Annotated in this window: 6 protein-coding genes and 1 CRISPR repeat array (1 of these 7 cut by a window edge); of the genes, 1 reads left to right on the forward strand and 5 read right to left on the reverse strand. The window is 42.2% G+C overall.

Annotated features, from left to right (window positions below):
• Nucleotides 1-18 precede the first annotated feature (18 nt).
• The 5 genes from FIS9605_RS0128745 to FIS9605_RS0128770 form a co-directional block, all read right to left on the reverse strand.
• A complete protein-coding gene (locus tag FIS9605_RS0128745) occupies nt 19-1,857 on the reverse strand; it encodes a class I SAM-dependent DNA methyltransferase (protein ID WP_026735662.1) in 1,839 nt (612 codons plus the stop codon).
• 4 nt (nt 1,858-1,861) lie between these two features.
• Nucleotides 1,862-4,252 (reverse strand): EcoAI/FtnUII family type I restriction enzme subunit R, encoded by a 2,391-nt coding sequence (gene hsdR, locus FIS9605_RS0128750; RefSeq protein WP_026735663.1) that lies wholly within the window; start codon nt 4,250-4,252, stop codon nt 1,862-1,864.
• 156 nt (nt 4,253-4,408) lie between these two features.
• On the reverse strand, nt 4,409-7,045 hold the full coding sequence (gene mutS / locus FIS9605_RS0128755; protein WP_026735664.1) for a DNA mismatch repair protein MutS: 2,637 nt from the start codon (nt 7,043-7,045) through the stop codon (nt 4,409-4,411).
• 260 nt (nt 7,046-7,305) lie between these two features.
• A complete protein-coding gene (mnmH, locus tag FIS9605_RS0128765; protein ID WP_026735666.1) occupies nt 7,306-8,373 on the reverse strand; it encodes a tRNA 2-selenouridine(34) synthase MnmH in 1,068 nt (355 codons plus the stop codon).
• 226 nt (nt 8,374-8,599) lie between these two features.
• Nucleotides 8,600-11,020 (reverse strand): sucrose synthase, encoded by a 2,421-nt coding sequence (locus FIS9605_RS0128770; RefSeq protein ID WP_026735667.1) that lies wholly within the window; start codon nt 11,018-11,020, stop codon nt 8,600-8,602.
• A 1,214-nt stretch (nt 11,021-12,234) separates the two neighbouring features.
• Between FIS9605_RS0128770 and FIS9605_RS0128775 the strand changes: the two genes are divergently transcribed.
• Entirely contained in the window at nt 12,235-15,198 is a 2,964-nt protein-coding gene (locus FIS9605_RS0128775) for a methyl-accepting chemotaxis protein (protein ID WP_026735668.1), read from the forward strand.
• A 266-nt stretch (nt 15,199-15,464) separates the two neighbouring features.
• Nucleotides 15,465-17,295: a CRISPR direct-repeat array (repeat unit 37 nt; unit sequence GTTGAAACTTTTACTAATCCCTATTAGGGATTGAAAC) (it continues 533 nt past the right edge of the window).

Here is a 17,295-nt window from a genome sequence, read left to right on the forward strand (position 1 = left end):
TTCATAAATATTAATATGTTATTTCGTAATTTCACTTGCCAAAACTTGCTGAATCTCTGCCATAATCTCAGCCACCCGCCTATCTTTCTCTAATATATCTGCCACTAACTGCTCAGGTGGTAAATGCTCAAAGTCCTGCTGACTATTCGGGTTTTTGCGGTCTAAATTATAAATTGCCCAGTAAATAGCATCCCCTTTAGCCTTCTCATCTTTAGCAATCTCGCGCTGACTTTGCTCCTCAGTTTGAGCCTGTTTTATCTCATCCTTGATTACTTGAATTTGATTCTGAATCTGTGCAACTTCTTTTGGTGGCGAAAAGTCCAAAATTAAATTCTCTAAGCCTTGGATTTTCTCAGCTAATTCCTTCACTGTCTTTGCAAGCTGATTAGCGGTTTCCTCTGCTTTTCTAGCAGCATCCCAATGAGGTGTAGCTTCTTTTATCGCCTGATTATAAGCTTCCCTAAAGTTATGCTTCCAAGCGTGTTCATTCTCTTCCCGCTTCTTCCACCATGCCACACATTCAGCAAAATCTTCATCCTGTATTGGCTTAGTCTTGGTGTAAGTTTTCCGTCCTTCTGGTAACGGAATTTCATAGTACCAAATCTCATCCGTTTGTCCAGAACGGTCAAAAAATAACAAATTTGTGGGAATGCTGGTATAAGGTGCAAACACTCCGTTAGGTAAACGGACAATAGTATGCAGATTAAAATTATTGAGCAAATCTTCCTTGATCTTGGCGCAAATGCCATCCCCAAATAGCACCCCATTGGGAAATACTACTGCTGCGCGTCCATTTTGTAGGAGCAATTCATGAATTGCCCCTACACGGGGTCTTTGTCTGAGACGACGCATAATCAACTGAAGGAATAACAACGCCGTTTCTTTGGTTTGTCTATCTGGAGGAAAGTTATTTTTAATTCTGTCTTCCTCCTCACCCCCAAATGGCGGATTTGTGAGAATCACGTCTACCCAATCCTTTTCACCCATCTCTGAAAGGGTAAACCGCAGACTGTTACCATCATCAATATCGGGATACTCAAACCCGTGTAACAGCAAACTCATGTGCGCTAACATTAATGGCAAGGATTTAGCCTCAGCGCCAATAATGCTTTTTTGCAGTATCTGCCAATCTTGGGCGCTACACTGTTTTTTCAAGTATTCATACGCCTCGACCAAAAAACCACCAGTTCCGCAAGCAGGGTCAAAAATCGTTTCCCCCAACTTCGGTTCCATCACCTGGACGATAAACCGCACTACGGGACGGGGGGTGTAAAATTCTCCCGAATCTCCCGCAGCGTCCCGCATTTCCTTCAGCATGGACTCATAAAGGGTGCTAAGGAAGTTCACCTCTTCTGATTTATCAAAGTGAATTTCATTCACCTTATTCAGCACATCCCACAGCAATGTCCCGCTAGTCATGCGGTTGTTGACATCTTTGAACACTTTGGCGATGACATCAGCGCGATCGCGTCCGGTTTTGCTTTTGAGATTCCGCAAATAGGCGAGTAACCCTGCACCTTTGGTGCCATCTGGTAAAATTGCCTCATCATTGTTGATGAAACTTTTCAGGCGATCGCCAGTAAAATTTTCATTAGCAGCCCAATCTCGCCATCGATAAGGCGGTTGAATGGTTGGTTTATAGGATATTCCTTCTAACTCTGCTTCCACCTCATGCAGTTTCTCGGAATCATCTAAAAGCTTCAAAAACATGATCCACGTCAACTGGGGGAGACGGTCTAATTCTCCATTTAACCCCTTATCCGTCCGCATGATGTCACGCGCTGACTTAATCACGCTTCCCAGTTTTTGGACTGTGGTGACGGGTTTATCGTTTTGTTTGTTGGTGCGTTTGGGCATTTATTTAAGCAGAATACAGTAAGTTTTGTAATTGATTGACTGCTTCTCGCAGTTGCTGAACTCCACCAAATCGTTGAGCAATTTCAGCCACATTGCCATATTTATCAAACTCGCGGTTAGCCTTAAATGTCGTTGGAATATTAAACTCCTCAACTCCCTTCTGTGCGTACTTGTCCAAAAGAATCTCTAAAATTGCCCTTGCATCTTCCCCATACTGCTGAAAAAAGTCTGGTTGACGACGACGCAACCTTTCAGCCCTTTGCTTGCAAGTTAGCACCGGAGCATCAAAGGCAATATGACATAGTAAATCAAAAGGGTCTGCTTCGGGAAGATTAGTAACTGTTTTCAATTCCTCAAAATCAATTCCCCGATCTGCCAACAACTCAATAATTTCTGAACGCTTTTCTGGATCTGCCCAGTGTTGCTGTATTTCTATAGTGGAACGATAAAGGATGCGAACTTGTTCTCTGGTGTAGTCAATTAATTGAGACAAGCGCAGTTGATTGTCTGCGTCTAAATCATAAATTCTTTCTTCAACAATCTCTTCACTTCCCCCGTCAGCATAATATTTTCGAGGTGGTTCGTCATCATCATCTGGGAGTCCCCAAAATCCAGACCTTTCATCCTCTTCCAAGTCGTCTGTTTCCGCTTCTAACTCTCTTGACTCCAATTCCTCTTGATGTTCAGAGAGTATTTGCCCCTGATCGTCTATCTCTGATTCATTAATTAGGGCGGGTTCTCCGTCAAAATCTCTATCTTCAAATAAGACCGTACTATTGGTGTAATCTAGTATATTAAAATACACCTTGCTACGTTCTTCTCGCACACGAGTTCCACGCCCAATAATTTGTTTAAAGTCTGTCATAGAGCGAATTACACGTGCAAGCACAACATTTTTACATGTGGGAATATCTACACCAGTTGTCAGTAACTTAGAAGTAACAGCGATAATGTGAGTTTCATCTAAGACATCTTTAAATTTGTAGAGATGTCCCTTACCTACATCACCAGCATCAGAGGTAATGCGAGTTATGTAGTCAGGATTTGTTCTGGTGATATCGCTGTTGAGGTTGCGTAATTCCTTGATCATTGCCTTAACGTGTTCCTCATCCACACAAAAGACAATGGTTTTGGCATAGCGATCGCTGCTTTTGAGAAAATCAGTAATGTGTTGGGCGATCGCCTTTGTCCGCGCTTGTCTTACCAATTTCCGCTCAAAGTCTGGGGTCAGATAAACTTCATCAGGAATTGTTCTTCCATAGCGATCAATCTGTTCAGCATTAGGTCGCCATCCTTGGCGATCGGAACGAGTAGTAACCCGATAAACTCGATAGGGAGCTAAGAAACCATCATCAATCCCTTGTTTGAGAGAATATGTGTAAAGGGGATTGCCAAAGTAGCGATAGGTATCAACGTTATCATCTCGTAGCGGTGTCGCTGTTAATCCCAATTGATACGCGGGTTCAAAATGTTCTAGAATTTGTCGCCAGTTACTTTCATCCCTGGCGCTACCTCGGTGACACTCATCAACAATAATCAAGTCAAAATAATCAGGACTATATTCTCTGTAAAGTCCAAAGCTATCTTCTCTATCACCAATTGCTTGATAAATAGCAAAGTAAAGGTCACGTCCTTTTTTCGCTTCCCCCTGAATTTTGTAAATTTTCTCCTGATTAAAGGCAGAAAAATCCTTATTCATGGGGTCATCTACCAGCACGTTTCTATCTGCTAAAAATAGAATTCTTGGAGAACGAGGTTCCCCAGAACTGTTCCATTCCATGCTTGAAAGATTCCAGCAAATTTGAAAGGCAACAGTAGTTTTACCTGTCCCCGTCGCCATTGTCAGCAGTAGACGCTTTTGACCTTTGAAAATTGCTGCTAGTGCTGCATTAATAGCATTGCGTTGATAGTAACGCAGTGGTTTACCTGGCGTTGGATAAAAAGGAACCAGCAGTTTCTCAGCAATGTCTGGTCTAATTTGTTCTTGTTCTTCCCCTGTTAACCGTCGCCAAAGTTCGTTGGGACTTGGGAATGAGTCCATAACATCGGACTGTTTACCCATGATAAAGTCATACTCTACAATTCCTTGCCCATTAGTAGAGTAAGCAAACTTCACGTTTAGAATTTTGGCATAGGCGATCGCCTGTTCCAGTCCCTCATCAGGTGTTTTGTGTTTCCTTTTCGCCTCTACTACAGCTAAAGGAAATTCTCCGTTATATAGCAGCAAATAATCTATAAATTTCCTTTTACCACGAGGCTGACGCTTGTTTTTGGGGCGAATCTTGCCATCAGTGAAGTAATACTGCTCAGTATAATCGTGTGGTTCCTTCTCCCACCCCGCATCTCTTAGTTTTGGCTCAACATACTTCCGGCAGGTATTTGCTTCATTACTCATCACTTCACCACTTATTTTATCCAACTTCAGCGCCAACCGTTGATTAATCTCGTCAGTTTGAAACTTAGCGAAAAAATGGCAAACACCCAACAGGTATTGTCAAATAACTCTACCAGCCTTTGAAAACTGACCCACCCTTTACGGACAAATAATTAGTCAATCGACAGATTCCTGAAGACCTTCACGCAAACCGATCGCTATTTTACTGTGCTTCTCAATTTGTCCCATCACTTGTTTTGCCCGCTGAATCACCACTGCTGGCAAACCTGCCAACCGTCCCGCTTCAATACCGTAGGACTTATCAGCGCCTCCTGGTTGGACTTGGTGCAAAAAGATAATTTGGTCAGGTAACTCCTTCACTGTTACCTGATAATTGGCCACATTATCTAATAGTGACGCCAATTCATTCAACTCATGGTAGTGTGTCGCAAAAATCGTCCGCGCTTGAATTTCCGCTGCCAAGTACTCTGCTACCGCCCAAGCAATCGAAAGACCATCAAAAGTTGCCGTTCCCCGGCCGATTTCATCCAACAATACTAGCGATCGCGATGTGGCATGATTGAGAATATTCGCAGTCTCGTTCATCTCCACCATAAATGTAGACTGACCCGTCGCCAAGTCATCCACTGCACCCACACGTGTAAAAATGCGATCGCACACTCCCAACTTGGCATACCTAGCAGGCACAAAACTACCAATTTGCGCCATCAACTGAATTAACCCCACCTGCCTTAAATAACAACTCTTGCCACTCGCATTCGGCCCTGTGAGGATGATTAGGTCAGGAGTGGGAGAGGGGGAGAGAGGGAGAGGGGGGGAATTTTCTTCTCTACTATTCCCTATTCCCTCAACCCTATTCCCTAATTGTGTGGAATTCGGCACAAAAAACCCTGCTGGCAAAGACTGTTCCACGACTGGATGACGCCCATCGACAATATAAATCTCTCGTCCCTCCACCATCTCTGGACGGCAGTAACCTTGATGCACAGCCAATTCCGCCAAACCGCACAACACATCTACCGCCGCGACAGCCCGAGAAAGGTTACGAATAGCCTCCGCCTGCTGTCCGACTTCTTCCCGCAACGCTACAAAAATTTCATACTCCAACTTATATAAATCGTCCTGCGCTGTGAGAATCCGCACTTCCCGTTCCTTCAACTCTGGGGTAATGTAGCGTTCTTCATTCTTGAGGGTTTGCTTGCGGATATAGTTAGATGGTACTTGGTCGGATTTGGCTCGGGAAATACTGATATAGTAACCAAAAGTGTTGTTAAATCCTACCTTCAGTGTCGGAATACCTGTCTTAGCTCGCTCATCTACTTCCAAATTGGCAATCCATTTGTGATCTTCCTCCACCAAAGCCCGTCTCTCATCCAATTGCGGATTAACTCCAGGACGAATCAACCCGCCTTCCTTGATATGTATCGGCGGCGATTCAACAATATGAGCCTGGATTTTTTTTGCCAACTCTTCCAAAACAGGCGGCACTTTCTGCAAGGCTTTGAGGAACGGAGAGTGAGCTTCCATTACCAACAGTGCTATTTCTGGTAATTTAGATAAAGAATCTGCTAAAGCTACTAAATCTCTGGCGTTAGCAGTACCAGAACCAGCCCGTCCCGTCAAGCGTTCCAGGTCATAAATTTGCCGTAGCAACTGCCGCAAATCTTGACGCAAGGGCGTATTCTCCACCAGTTCTTGAATCGTATCTTGCCGCGCCCGAATGCCTTTGGTATCAAGTAGCGGTTGTAACAACCATCGTCGTAAAGCTCGGCTGCCCATCGCCGTAGAAGTTCTATCTAACGCCCACAATAAAGAACCGTGAAAACTACCATCACGGACTGTTTGCGTAATTTCTAGGTTACGGCGCGTTTGATGGTCTACAATCAGGTAGTCAGTAATAGTATAGGTGCGGAGTGCTTGCAGGGGAACGGAATTTTCTTTTTGGGTTTCTTCCAGGTATTCCAGCAAACCCCCAGCCGCACGCACTGCCAAAGGGAGATGTTCGCAACCAAGACCTTCGAGCGATCGCACTTTAAATTTCTGCAACAATCTCGATCTTGCCTCGCCAGCAGAAAAAGGAAGTTGCGATCGCAGTGCATAACAGAACGCAGGTGGCAAGCATTCCGGTAAATGCTCAGATTTCTCCCCCGGACGCAGCAAACTACCCAAATCAGGAGCGTTAGTAGGAATTAACACCTCCGCAGGTTGCAAGCGCATTAATTCCTGTGTCAAATGTTCTACATTACTGCTTTGCGTAGTCAGAAATTCGCCTGTAGAGATATCTGCATAAGCCAAACCCCAATGTTCCCCAGCAATTACCACAGCCGTGAGGTAATTATTGCGACTAGCTTTTAGCATTCCTTCTTCTAGCAAAGTGCCAGGAGTCAGAACGCGCGTTACCTCTCGCCGCACCAACCTACCAGCAGCTTCTGCCGCATCTTCCACTTGATCGCAAATTACAACCGCATATCCTTTTTCAACCAACTGGGTAGCATGGCGTTCCCAAGCGTGGTGCGGTACACCACTCATTGATACCCTTCCTACTTCTCCGACTGGCTTGCTGGTGAGGTAAAGTTCTAATTCCTGCGCCAGAGTCACAGCATCTTCAAAATAGCATTCAAAAAAGTCTCCCACTCGATACAGCAACACCGCGTGCGGATACTTCTCCTTCGTCTCGACATAGTGCTGAAACATTTGGGTTAGCTTACTGCGATCCACCAGTCGATGGTCGGTAATAAATGTGTTCGCACTGTTGTTTGTGTTGGATTGGGATGAAGAGTAAGAAGCGGTCATGGATGTTCAGGGATACACATTTTAACATGCCAATATCCGATGATAGCGCGTAATCAGCGCTACCAGGAATATCGATCAAGGTTTATTTATTTTTTTCGTCGAGGAGTTAAAGTTGGGGTTGTGGGTTGGGCTGTGGGTAGCCTAAGTACAACTTTGCGTAAAATTGTAGCTTTTTTAAACGCACCAGGTAGCGGAGTAAGCGCACCAGGTAGCAGAGTCTTTTCATAAATAATTTCGCTACGAATTAATGAAACGCTGTACTAAGCGATAGTATAAGTATTCGAGCAGATACAATCTAACAATTTATCAATGCTGCGATCGCATAAATCTGGTATTGAGAGCACTCGTTCTACATTGCTAAAATGCCGTTGGATTGACTTGCGATAGGTTGGATCGTAGTGAAACTGCAAGATATCTTCTATAAATAATTCCCACTTGCCAGCATCAATCCATTGATACCACTCGTTTAATTTTTGCCAGCCATAGCGGAATTTAAGTTTTTCTAGCTTCGCTTTTAAAATATCGGGATAATTTACCAGATGTGAATATGTCTGTAAGAGAAACTCAACTCTTGCAGTTATGGGTAGTTGAATTTCTACACAGCTTGCTTGTTTCATTTTCTCCCACAAAGACTGGGGCAGATATATACTACCTATTTTCAGACTTTCCGATTCTACCCACACTGGCTGTTCAAGATTAAAGCTTTGCAATTGTTGCAGTAACAGAGATTCAAAGTATTTTTGTGAAGGTTGGGGTGAAGCTTTACCTTGCCACTCTTCACCCAAAAGAGAACCGCGATGGTTAGCTAAACTTTCCAAATCTAAAACTTGAGCGCCACGTTTACACATCTGGCGTAAAATATAAGTCTTGCCGCTACCAGTGAGACCACACATTACTTGGTAGGTAAATTTTTTGGGCAAATCTTCCAATTGCTGACGCACATAAGCGCGATAAGTATTGTAACCGCCTGCGAGTAACGTTACTCGCCAACCAATTTGGCTAAGTACCGAAGCCATACTATTAGAGCGCTGTCCACCCCGCCAGCAGTACACCAAAGGATGGTAGTTTTTTTCTTTATCGGCAAAGTGTTGAACCAGATGCTGAGAGATATTTTTTGCTACCAATGCAGCGCCGATTTTCCTGGCATTAAAGGGGTTAACTTGTTTGTATATCGTCCCTACTTCGGCGCGTTCGGCATCATTCAGGACTGGTAAATTGATTGCACCTGGGAGATGGTCTTCCGCAAATTCACTGGGAGAGCGAACATCAATGATTTCACTGTAAGTTTCTATCCAAGGTTGTTGGGTATATGTAGGTAAAGGTGGCATTTGAATCAGACACTATCTTCTTCAATTGTGGCACTGCCATGATTTTATTGATGGGGTGCTTCGATTGTGCCATTTTTGTTCACAATTGCCATCTCATCAAACCAACTCAGCGGACTACTGAGGATTGAAAGATAGTTTTTCTCTTTGTGTCTTAGTGTCTTTGTGGTTCAAAAAATTTTTTTCACCACCAAGACACAAAGACACCAAGCAAAATCCTTTTTTTGGCTTACTGTTGCATATGCTTATCCAAAAGCGCTTTGGCTCTTGGCTTGTAAATCATATGAAACTGTAATTCAATGTAACGTAGCAGATCCTCGCGTTGTTCTTGAGAGGTGTAGTTCCAGAAGCTGTAGATTTTTGCCAGAGACAGCAGGCGGTTGGTATGAATTTTCCAAGTGTAGTTGCTGTAGACTCGTTCGATACTGCGTTGTGAGATTTCGTTCCAGTAGTTGGGGTCATGGTTACACTTGGCAATGAACTCTAAGATAATATCTGCCATTTCTGTTTGGTCGGTGGGGTTGATGTAGAACCCATTGACTTTATCTTGGATAATTTCTAACGGACCACCGAAGCGAGTAGCAAAGGTAGGAAGTCCGCTAATCATTGATTCGAGAATGGTTAAACCAAAGGCTTCAAACAAGGCTGGTTGGACAAAAATTCCTCGGCGATCGCCAATTACTCGATAGATTTCGCCAGAGTCACCCTTGGGTAGACGTACCCCCAACCACCGGATTTTGCCGTGCAGGTTGTACTGGTCAATGATGTGGTAGAGTTTCTCGATTTCGCTAATTTCTTCGTGGTCGGTGGAATCTTCGCTACGGAGTTTACCAGCAATGAGGATGAGATTGCAGTGTTCTTGCAGTTCTTTGCTTTTACCAAAACATTCTGCCAAACCGGTCAGGTTCTTAATTCGGTCTAGTCTGGCCATGGAAAAGATGGGACGCTTGTTGGGGTCTTGTAATTTCCCGAAAGCTTGTGTTGGATCTTCGAGGGTAAACAGTAGGTCTTCTAAGCGTTGGCGATCGCTCAATTTTCTTTCTTCTGTCCTGGTGTAGGGGAAGTAAACATCTTCGTTGACACCAGGAGGTACGATGTTAAACTTGGGGCTGAATAACTCAATGCCACTCACCACATGGTACAAATCCGGCATGGTAAAAGACTGGTAAGATTCGTACTGACCAATGCTGTCTGGCGTACCAACAATTTCTTGGTAAGTGCTGCTGACAATAAAGTTCGCCGCATTCATCGCCATCAAGTCTGCGGTGAATTGCAATGAAAAGTGGTACTTATCTTCTAGGTCTTGCCAGTAGAGGTTACTAAATAAGTATTTAGATTTTTCTAAGGCGTGGGCGATTATACAATGGGTGACATTCATCCGCCTTGCGAGTAGAAATGCCACTAAGTTACCATCAGTATAGTTCCCTACAATCAGATCGGGTTTACCTTGAAACTCTGCCAGCAATTCTTTTTGTGCATCAATGGCAAAGGTTTCTAAATAGGGCCAAATTTCAAATCGGGAAATCCAGTTTTGCGTCAGCTTGGGATTGAAATCTCGGAAGGGAACGCGCAAAATCCAACCATTGTTAGTACCGTAGATTTTCTCTAGCCTTTGGTTACAAGTTGTACCCTCGCTGTTGGGAATTAGACGTGTCAGCACAATCACTTTGGGTTGAATGCCAAGCACATCTAATCCTGTTTGTTCGATGTTTTCTTGAAGTTGCTTTTCTAGTCCCTTCACCTGATCGAGGATATAGACCACCTGTCCGCCTGTATCCGGTCTTCCCAACACTCCTTCTTGTCCAAACCAACCGTGAGGCGACACCAGAAGTATCCGGAAAATCATCGGTATCTGGGAAAGAAAGGCTTCTAGCACTTGATTGTCTGGAGAATCTATCAATTGGTCAAGCATTTCCAGACTTTGGTGTACGCGATCGGCGGTGTTTCCCCAACCAGGTTCAAAACCGAGATTCTGCAATTCCCACCGGAAGTTTTCGTAAGGTGTATCGGCGGGGTAGTTAGCCAGTAGGGTTAACGCTTGCTTCACACAGTTAGATAACTGCTGCTGAGTCTGAATGCGATCGCTAATCAGCAGTTGATGGCCTTTGTAGTGGTGCAGATGCAGAAAATTGAACAAAGCATCTTGCCACTGACGGCGATCGTAAAACAATTTGCTGGACAAGTAGCGGTTAAGGAAAGCTACACCCTTACCGATATTTTTCGGGTCACGGATGACGGGGGAATAGTCATAGAAAGGTTGAAAATCTATTTTCAGCACGCCGCCTTCTTGGGGATGATGGCGGTTAACAAGGCGATCGCGTAAGTCTAGTAACTCTTGGATGCTTACCGACTCTACTGTGAAATCATCTAACAGTCGATAGGCTTGTTGAGTCGCAATTTGAGGACGGATAACCAAGCAAAGGCTTTCAGAATCCAGAATAATTTCTTGAGTAAAATAAACCAATTTACTCAAGTAAGAGTTGTGATAGAGATGCTCGTAATTTTCTTGTTGTTTACAGTAGTCGTGGAAAGTATTGAGAATTTCGTTACGTAACAAATACTTTTTTTCTGACTGGCGCAATAGAGTTGCGAACTGACGTAAATTCTTTTTTTCATCGCTATTTAAAACATCTTGAATTAAATCAGTCATTAACACTCCTCCGTCCACAAATAACCGAAAATTTTGTTTCTAGATTGTGAATTGAAAACACAGCACAACACAGGGGTTAGTTGCACAAATAACAACCCCTATCTTGAACACCAAAAAAAGATATAGCTTAGCAGTCATAACAATAAAAGGCAAGGCTAAAGGAACAAAATAATCCTTTAACGCCTACCCTTATCTTGCAAAAGGTAATTTTGCAAGAGAGCTAAGCTTTTACATTTGTTGTTGGCAGGAATTGTTATTACCCCAAGCACATACCTGCCTAAGAATCACCCCACCAGGAGATTATATTTCCTGAAATAAATTTCTTGTAGTCGAATATCACTTTCTTTAGGTTTTGACATTCGCATTTACAGTCAGTAGACGCTGACTTCTTGCACCCCTAGTAAATAGTGCCAACAATCACCTGTGAATCAAGATAGTCTTTACCCACACGAAATTAAATAAAACCCACTAAGAATGACTGGAACCATTTACAAGTTTTCTATATAAAACTTGAATTGTACAGCCTAGGTCTTAATATTTAGGCGATTTTTAGACTAAATTTGTCAACCAATTAATGGTTTTAACCGAATTTCGTACCAATATTTGATTTGTCAACAAAATTTAACAGACGCAATTTGAGGAACTTATGTGTATACCAAAGTTTCATGCACGGTTTACCCATGTATTCAAATAACAAAGTCCCTACTAAGTGGAGGGATGTAAGCAGGGATTGACAAACAGTATTTGTATAATACTACTCTTATTGATATTCGCAAAGCCTTGGTATAATATCATGTCTACTTAGCTACCCGTAATTACCTCAAAACTCTTCCCACAAAAGGTAGAGTTCAAGAGGTATTTATTTTTTGCCAAAAATTTTTCAAATGATATAAACCATACATAACTTATAAACATTGTCGGAGGCAGAGCCTCTAAACCCTTGTTGCCAAGTTGAACCTGGCAGGTGAGAATTAAGATCCTCTGGCTCTCCCATCATACACAGTTCACAAAAATTGTATAAAAAATCACAAGAAAATACTTTTTCTTATTCTCTGGGGTTATTAATATCTAAATTAGTCACCTATTTGAGAGAATATGCGACAGGCAAAAAGATTGCTAATCTTTAAATGCACAAATTTAAACACAACTATGTTCATGATTGGTTTGCACTTAGTCTTTAAGAATAAAAATTTTGTAATCCAGAGGATTAGCGTATGAGTTATAGATTTAATGGTGCTAGCAAAGATGATAATTCCAATTTTATACATTCCCAATCTTCATATAAATTAATGATTGATAATTCTCAGGTTCCACAACCAAATCAACATAGTATTGCTACTTCTATTCCAACCAAAAAGTCCTTATTCCAGTGGTTTTATAATCTTCCTATTAGTCGCAAACAGTTAGTAGGTTTGTTTGCTTGTGAATTGCTATCAATTTTAGGAGTAGGGATTGGAGCCATATTAATTATTACTCAAGGAGCGCGAACTCAGTTACTAGAACAAGCTAAATCAGAGTTAACAATTACAGATATTAATTACAATAACAAATTCAATCAAATGAGTTTTGGAGCGCAGCAAAACTCAGATAATCCTGCTATCTTGCAAGCGGCTATTCTCCATAACTCTGGTCAATCTTTAAGTCAGGATTTGCAATCAGAAGTTCAGCGAATTCTCAAAAATAAAGCCAAGGATATAAAAATAGAGTATGCCACCTTGGTTGGAAAAGATTTAAAAATTATTGATAGTTCCGATTTCGGTCGTCAAGGGAAATTTTTTAATCCTAGTAATTTAGTCAGAGAAGTTTTCAAAAATCATCAACAAATTAAAGCTAATAGAACTATTAGCCGGTCAGAATTAAATCAATATTTCCCACGTTTAGCGGCTAGTTCTAGCAAACAAGATTGCTTAGTTCGTTATACGGTAACACCTGTTAAAGACCCAAGCACAAAAGCAGTTATCGCCGCTTTAGTTGTTGGTAACATTGTGAATGGCAAAGATGCGATCGCCCGAGAAACACTGCAAGCGACTGGGGGGGGATATAGTGCCGTTTATCTACGCAAACCCAGTGGAGAATTTACTCTAGCAACATCTCTGCTGCAAACTCAGTCAGAAGATTTCAATCAGAGTCAACCAAATGTAGAGTTGCCGCCAGCAGGTATATCTTTACTATCAGCAGCAGCCGAAGCCAGTGCTGGCACGACAGTAGCACAACGCATGGTTATAGGTAATCAAGCTTACGCAATGGCAGCCAAGGCTTTACCTAATACGATTATTGAAGAAGCTGATGGGCCTAGAGTTGTTGATGACACGCAGCCAATGGCTATTTTAGTGCGGGGAACTCCCGAAACAACTCTCAATACTTTGCTGACACACAACTTGATCTTACAAGCCTTTATTATTGTTATAGCTGCGTTTTTGATTGCGATCTGGGCGGTGATGTTTAGACGGGCAATTATTAAACCAGTCAAAAATTTACTGCAAACTGCTCAAAAATTTACTACAGGCGATCGCTCTTGTCGGGCTGAAGTTTTCGCGAATGATGAAATTGGTCAATTCGCCATTGATTTTAACACAATGGCAGACAGAATTATAGAACAAGCCCACCATCAAGAACGTGAAGCAAAACTGGCACTGCAAATTAATGAAATTACTGCTCACATCCGGGAACTATTTCACAGTGAAAAAATCTTGAAAACAGCAGTATCGAGAACGCGAGATGCTCTCCAAGTCGAGCGAGTTCTTTTCTATTATTTGGATGACCATTGGCAAGGTAAAATGATAGCTGAATCTGTTGAATACTCTTGTTCAGCAGCTTTTGGAGCAAAAGATTCTGACCCTTTTCTAGCGGAAGAGTATTCTGATGAATTGCAAATAGGTACTGTCAAAGTAGTTGACAATATTTATGAAAATAACTTTAGTCATGCTTATTTTCAGCAACTCGAAGCGCTGGCGGTCAAAGCATATTTACTAGCACCTGTTTTCTTTAACAAGAAGCTATATGGGTTATTAGTTGCTCATCAATGTTCGAGCGATCGCTCTTGGCGAGATACAGAAATTAATTTGTTTAAACAGATAGCTATTCAAACTGGTTATGCTCTCGAACAGGCAGAATTGACTCAACAAATAGAACAAGGTCATCGTACTACAGAAACAGTTTTCCTTGAGGAAGGGCAACAAAAATCAACCCAACAAACTACTCAATTGATAGAACTGCTAGATAATGTTGAAGGTGCGGCCAGAGGTGACTTGACGGTGCGTGCTGATGTGAGTGAAGGGGAAATTGGTACTGTTGCCGACTTTTTTAACTCCATCGTTGAAAGCCTGCGGGACACGATCGCGAAAGTGAAGGTATCAGCCATACAGGTAAATGAGGCAATTGGCTGTAACGAGACAGCGATCCGCCAGCTTGCACAAGAATCACTAACACAAACTACCGAAATTAGTCGTATCCTGGATGCTGTGGATCAAATGACCTCGGCAATGCAAGCGGTAGCTTCTAGTGCCCAACAAGCTGCACAAGTTGCCAACACAGCCACTAACACTGCTACCAAGAGTGAAGAAGCTATAGATACAACGGTGGAAAACATTTCGCATTTACGGCAAGTTGTCGGCGACACTGCAAAGAAGGTCAAGCGCTTGGGAGAATCTACACAAGAGATTTCTCGTGTTGTGGCATTAATTAACCAGATTTCCATGCAAACTAACTTGTTAGCTATCAACGCAGGTATTGAAGCAGCGCGTGTAGGTGAAGAAGGTCAAGGTTTTGTGGTCGTTTCTGAAGAAGTCGGCGAACTGGCAGCGCGATCGGCACAGGCAACCAAAGAAATTGAAGAAATTGTGGAAAATGTCCAGCAGGAAACCAACGAAGTTGTGGCAGCGATGCAGTTAGGAGTTACCGAAGTAGCCAAAGGAATGCACATTGTAGAAGATGCCAAGCATAGCCTCAGTCAGATTTTGGAAATCTCCCGGCAAATTGATGCCTTAGTTCAGTCGATATCTACTGCTACCGTGTATGGAGTCCAAACATCGCAAACTGTCAGCGAATTAATGAAACAAATCGCCGCCACCTCTAAGCACACCAGCGATTCATCAGTGCAAGTTTCCAAATCTTTGCAACAAACCGTGAAAATTTCCCAGCAGTTAAAGGAAACTGTCGAGATATTTAAGGTGAATTAGGGTAAACAGCCTTTTGACAGCCCCATTTTCTTTGTCTAATGCGCGGATGGGTAGGTGTTGGAAAAGAAGTCTCAGAAAAAATGGCTGAATTGTTTTTGGTACAAGATTTGAGGGCGATCGCACCACCTCAACCATCCGCGCTCCTTACCCAGACTGAGTTTCAGCCATTTTCACCCTAGACAATCCCAATTTCTCATGCTATGATTCACCCATCCGCGCTAACGAACCTTGAAAATCGAATACAGACTTGCTTTCAGGTTGCTGCTGTTGAAACTTTTACTAATCCCTATTAGGGATTGAAACTTTAAATTTGTTCGATCAACCCACGCATTGTCCTGTTGAAACTTTTACTAATCCCTATTAGGGATTGAAACTGAGGAAGATCTAAAGACTGCTAAAGAATATAGTTGAAACTTTTACTAATCCCTATTAGGGATTGAAACTGGAAGGCATACCTTCAGAAAAGGTAAGTAATAGAGGTTGAAACTTTTACTAATCCCTATTAGGGATTGAAACCCGCTATCGCTGCATTAAGGGCACCACCTCCAGTAGCGTTGAAACTTTTACTAATCCCTATTAGGGATTGAAACAGCATGTAGGGCGTAAAGCCAATCTGCTTCACTGGTTGAAACTTTTACTAATCCCTATTAGGGATTGAAACGAGATACAAGGGATGACTGGTTTATCCCTAGGGGCGTTGAAACTTTTACTAATCCCTATTAGGGATTGAAACAGCTTACCCGACTTGTAGTCATCCACGATAGCCTTGAGGCTACCTTGTTGAAACTTTTACTAATCCCTATTAGGGATTGAAACGCTTCATAAGAATCTGAGTGACTTTTTCTAAGTATAGTTGAAACTTTTACTAATCCCTATTAGGGATTGAAACCTTAGAGGGTGAACTAGGAATACCGGAGGCTGACTGTTGAAACTTTTACTAATCCCTATTAGGGATTGAAACAAGTATATGGCGGCTCTAGGGGTAGACTTATGTATGTTGAAACTTTTACTAATCCCTATTAGGGATTGAAACCTGAGCGATTCAGAGTATGTGTCAACGGTCGCCGGTTGAAACTTTTACTAATCCCTATTAGGGATTGAAACTTCCAACGCTTACACCAATGCAAATCTTGATTAGTTGAAACTTTTACTAATCCCTATTAGGGATTGAAACAATAGGAACGTGGGAGCATGGGAGCGTGGTTAGGGCGTTGAAACTTTTACTAATCCCTATTAGGGATTGAAACACTAGACGAATCACTAGCCCAGTATCGCTTCTCGTTGAAACTTTTACTAATCCCTATTAGGGATTGAAACACATTTGGGGCAATGTGGCTCACTCGCCGAAGTTGAAACTTTTACTAATCCCTATTAGGGATTGAAACATCCACAGATAGTGTTACAGTGCCTGTAGTGCCCGCCCAGGGTTGAAACTTTTACTAATCCCTATTAGGGATTGAAACCATCCAAGCCAGCAGCATAATTGAAATTATCGACAAGAGTTGAAACTTTTACTAATCCCTATTAGGGATTGAAACGCGTGAATGGGCAATAGGAAATCATTAAATACTTTGTTGAAACTTTTACTAATCCCTATTAGGGATTGAAACAACCCCTGGGATGGGCGGAATAGCCCAGTCCAAGAGTTGAAACTTTTACTAATCCCTATTAGGGATTGAAACAAGAGTTTCTTCTTGAAGCCATTAAGCGTGTAATCGGGTTGAAACTTTTACTAATCCCTATTAGGGATTGAAACTTATCATTCAGGCTACCTATAGGTAGCCCATATACGTTGAAACTTTTACTAATCCCTATTAGGGATTGAAACACACAAGAGACTGTACCCCGAATACCTTAATCATCGCGTTGAAACTTTTACTAATCCCTATTAGGGATTGAAACCTAAATCCACTTTGAGACGATATTTTATAATCTTGTTGAAACTTTTACTAATCCCTATTAGGGATTGAAACTGTTCAAGGATGTTGAAGAATTGACCAAATCCGGCATCGTTGAAACTTTTACTAATCCCTATTAGGGATTGAAACCAGAGTTAACTCTGAACTCTGAATTCCGAATTCGTTGAAACTTTTACTA

Source organism: Fischerella sp. PCC 9605 (assembly GCF_000517105.1).
Lineage (GTDB): Bacteria > Cyanobacteriota > Cyanobacteriia > Cyanobacteriales > Nostocaceae > PCC9605.

What these genes read in the sequence shown, in the direction of transcription:
- mnmH (WP_026735666.1), bottom strand. Translation starts at nt 8,373, where the DNA reads ATGCCACCTTTACCTACATATACCCAACAACCTTGGATAGAAACTTAC.
- hsdR (WP_026735663.1), bottom strand. Translation starts at nt 4,252, where the DNA reads ATGAGTAATGAAGCAAATACCTGCCGGAAGTATGTTGAGCCAAAACTA.
- mutS (WP_026735664.1), bottom strand. Translation starts at nt 7,045, where the DNA reads ATGACCGCTTCTTACTCTTCATCCCAATCCAACACAAACAACAGTGCG.
- FIS9605_RS0128745 (WP_026735662.1), bottom strand. Translation starts at nt 1,857, where the DNA reads ATGCCCAAACGCACCAACAAACAAAACGATAAACCCGTCACCACAGTC.
- FIS9605_RS0128770 (WP_026735667.1), bottom strand. Translation starts at nt 11,020, where the DNA reads ATGACTGATTTAATTCAAGATGTTTTAAATAGCGATGAAAAAAAGAAT.
- FIS9605_RS0128775 (WP_026735668.1), top strand. Translation starts at nt 12,235, where the DNA reads ATGAGTTATAGATTTAATGGTGCTAGCAAAGATGATAATTCCAATTTT.